This is a genomic window from Flavobacterium rakeshii (assembly GCF_009741375.1).
Classification (GTDB): Bacteria; Bacteroidota; Bacteroidia; order Flavobacteriales; family Flavobacteriaceae; genus Flavobacterium; species Flavobacterium rakeshii.
Window position 1 is genome coordinate 1 of sequence record NZ_WOWP01000003.1, and the last position, 3564, is coordinate 3564.

A 3564-nucleotide genomic window follows, 5' to 3' on the forward strand; every position below is an offset into this window, starting at 1 on the left:
ATTAGCGTAAAGCATAGAAAAGGCTGCGGTCGATTGCCTTGTCTGCGGCAATGGCAAGATGTCCCGTTGTCGGACAACGGCATCTTGCCGCCCATCCCTCGGAACTCGGGGGCGGGGGGACACTGCTATGCCTTACAGCTGTTGAACTAATGAAGAGGATATTATGGAGACTGAAAACAACAACCGCAAAAGGCGTATTTACGTGCGCCTTACCGACAAGGAATTTACAACACTTGAAAGCCGCTGCAAAAACACCACCTGCCGCAGTGTAAGCGACTATGTAAGGCACTGCCTTTTCAGCAAACCGATTACTACTATCAAAAGGGATGCTTCAGCCGATGAAGCCATCATGCAAATGAGCCATCTGAACCGCGAGCTAAATGCCATTGGCAACAACTTTAACCAGCTGGTCAGAAAGGTCAATGCAACATCACAGGCTGCTGAAATAAAAGCATTGCTTTTGCTTTTTGAAAGCCAAAAGAAGACTTTGTTTTCCAAGATTAACGATGTTAAAGAGCAACTGCAAAAGCTTGCCGAAAAATGGTTGCAATAATCAAGACAGGACATTCCATCAGGGCGATGCTGAACTACAATGAGAATAAAGTCAAGGAAGGTAAAGCCGAATGTATTGGTCAGGGAAATTATCCAGTGGATGCAGAAAGGCTTACTTATATCATGAAGCTCAATCGTCTTGAAAAGCAATGCCAGCTGAATGAGAATGTAAAGAGGAACACAGTACATATCTCTCTGAACTTTGACCCGACCGAGGCAAACCTGCACAAGGAAAAACTATTGGAAATAGCAGAGAGTTACATGGAGAATATTGGCTTTGGAAACCAGCCTTATTTAGTTTATCAGCACTATGATGCCGGACATCCGCATATCCATATTACTACAATCAATGTTCAGGAAAATGGAAAGCGTATTGCCATGCACAATATAGGAAAAGACAAGTCGGAACCGGCACGCAAAGAAATTGAGCAGGCTTTCAATCTAGTAAAAGCGGAGAGTCAAAAGAAGAAGGAATACAAGCCTGAGCCAGTTTCGGTAAGAGTCCAATATGGCAAGGCAGAAACAAAAAAAGCTATTGAAAACGTCCTGAATTTAGTAGTGAATAATTACAAGTACACTAGCTTGCCGGAACTGAATGCAGCCCTTAAAATGTACAATATTGAAGCTGACAAAGGAGCAGAAAATTCAAGAGTCTCAAAGTACAATGGATTGCTGTACCATGTATTAGATGAAAAAGGAAATCGTGTTGGTATTCCCATAAAAGCCAGCATGTTCTACGACAAGCCGACACTAAAGAACCTGGAGAAGAGATTTTCAGTTAATGAGATTACTAGGCAGCCGGACAAGTCTAGAATCAGAAATGCTATTGATTTGGTTTTTCTGAAGAACAATATTATCATTCTGCCTCAACTCATAAAGCAACTCCAAAAGGAAGGTATTGATACTGTCCTGCGTCAGAATGCTGAAGGCATGATATATGGTGTGACGTTTGTTGATCATAAGACAAAAAGTATTTGTAATGGAAGTAATATCGGGAAGGAGTATAGTGCTAAGGGATTGCAGGATAAATTACTAGTGAATCAAGAAAAGGTTGGTCGGGAAATTAATTACTCACGAAAAGAATTAACTGATGTTTTGCATGAGAATTACGCATATATGGGAATAAAAGAGTTGACTAATTTTTTGGAGGTGTTGATGAAGGTGGAGAATAATTTTGATTATCTACATAGAAATTTTGTCAAGAGAAAAAAGAAGAGACCTCGTCTTGGAAATTAATATTGATCTTAGCGCTGCTAATTTTTTACTTATAGATTTATTTTCTTTCCTTTGAAAAGCTAAAATTTATTTAGATACTAGCATAAATAAGATTCAATATATTACAATCCATTTATATGTCAGAAGAACAGAAAAAAATACTGGAACAGCAGCTGTGGAATATTGCTAATACCTTAAGAGGGAAGATGAATGCCGATGAATTTAGGGATTATATTTTAGGTTTTATTTTTTACAAGTATTTGGCAGAGAAGATGGAAATTTATGCCAATTCTATTTTAAAACAGGACAATATTCAGTTTCGAGATATAAAAGAAAATACTGCTGAAGGCCAGGAGTACATAAATGCTATCCGTGAAGAATCGCTGGAAACATTGGGATATTTTCTGAAACCTTCTGAATTGTTCAGCGAAATAGCTAAACGTGGAAATAGTGATACTAATACATTTATACTTGAAGATCTTCAAAAAATTCTCATCAATATACAGTTGAGTACTATGGGGACTCAAAGTGAAGAAGATTTTGATAATCTCTTCGAGGATATGGATTTAAATAGTACTAAGCTAGGTAAAACCGCAGAAGCAAGAAATGCGATTATTGTGAAGGTACTTGTGCATTTAGATGAAATTGATTTTAAGCTTGAACATACGGAACTTGATGTGTTGGGTGATGCATATGAATACCTTATAGGCCAGTTTGCAAGTGGTGCAGGCAAAAAGGCAGGCGAGTTTTATACACCTCAAGAGGTTTCGAAGATTTTAGCTAAGATAGTAACTACAGATAAAAATAGATTAAAGTCTGTATATGATCCTACTTGTGGGTCTGGTTCTCTGTTACTGCGTGTAGCCCGGGAGGTAAAAGATGTTACCAACTTTTACGGTCAGGAAATGAACCGAACTACCTACAACCTTGCAAGGATGAACATGATATTGCATGGTGTACATTACTTGAAGTTTGATATTAAACAAGAAGACACTCTTGAACATCCACAGCATTTAAACGATATGCCGTTTGAAGCGATAGTAGCTAATCCTCCGTTTTCGGCTAAATGGAGTGCAAACCCTCTATTTTTAAGTGATGACAGATTTAGTCAGTATGGAAAATTAGCTCCGGCAAGTAAAGCAGATTTTGCTTTTGTTCAGCATATGATCTACCATCTTGCGGAAAATGGAATAATGGCTATTGTTTTACCACATGGTGTTTTATTTAGAGGAGCAGCAGAATTGCATATTCGTAGATACTTGATTGAACAAAAAAATTACTTAGATGCCGTAATAGGTTTACCGGCCAATATATTTTACGGTACGAGTATTCCCACTTGTATTTTGGTCTTTAAGAAATGCAGGGAGACACCAGATGACATCTTATTTATTGATGCAAGTAAGGAGTTTGACAAGGTAAAAAATCAAAATATGCTACGTGAAGAGCATATTAATAAAATTGTTGATACATACCGTAATAGGACTGTTATAGAAAAGTACAGCCACTCTGCGACTCTGAAAGAAGTTGCCGATAATGATTACAACCTTAATATCCCGCGTTATGTTGATACCTTTGAGGAAGAAGAAGAAATTGATATTCAAGCTGTAATGCGCGAAATCAAGGAACTGGAGGCTAAAAGAGCCGAACTCGATAGTGAGATTGACGTTTACTTTAAGGAACTTGGGCTTGTTTTTTAATATCCTTAATGTAATTACTAACGAAATTTAAATAATCGAGATGGCAAAAGAAAATAAAAGTAAGGGTAATGTTCCAAATTTGAGATTTCCAGGGTTTGAG

Annotated in this window: 3 protein-coding genes; all 3 read left to right on the forward strand. The window is 37.7% G+C overall.

Annotated features, from left to right (window positions below; genetic code table 11):
• Positions 1–163: 163 nt before the first annotated feature.
• The 3 genes from GN157_RS01210 to GN157_RS01220 all read left to right on the forward strand — a co-directional run bounded on the left by GN157_RS01210 (position 164) and on the right by GN157_RS01220 (position 3464).
• On the forward strand, positions 164–553 hold the full coding sequence (locus GN157_RS01210; RefSeq protein ID WP_157481322.1) for a plasmid mobilization protein: 390 nt from the start codon (positions 164–166) through the stop codon (positions 551–553).
• Entirely contained in the window at positions 541–1788 is a 1248-nt protein-coding gene (locus GN157_RS01215; protein WP_157481323.1) for a relaxase/mobilization nuclease domain-containing protein, read from the forward strand. Before GN157_RS01210 ends, GN157_RS01215 begins: the two co-directional genes overlap by 13 nt.
• A 116-nt stretch (positions 1789–1904) precedes the next feature.
• Positions 1905–3464: a type I restriction-modification system subunit M gene (locus tag GN157_RS01220; RefSeq protein ID WP_157481324.1), complete on the forward strand. Its 1560-nt coding sequence runs from the start codon at positions 1905–1907 to the stop codon at positions 3462–3464.
• Positions 3465–3564 lie beyond the last annotated feature (100 nt).

Bases quoted from the DNA above. Each gene is read 5' to 3' on its own strand.
- GN157_RS01210 (WP_157481322.1), top strand. From the start codon at position 164: ATGGAGACTGAAAACAACAACCGCAAAAGGCGTATTTACGTGCGCCTT.
- GN157_RS01220 (WP_157481324.1), top strand. From the start codon at position 1,905: ATGTCAGAAGAACAGAAAAAAATACTGGAACAGCAGCTGTGGAATATT.
- GN157_RS01215 (WP_157481323.1), top strand. From the start codon at position 541: ATGGTTGCAATAATCAAGACAGGACATTCCATCAGGGCGATGCTGAAC.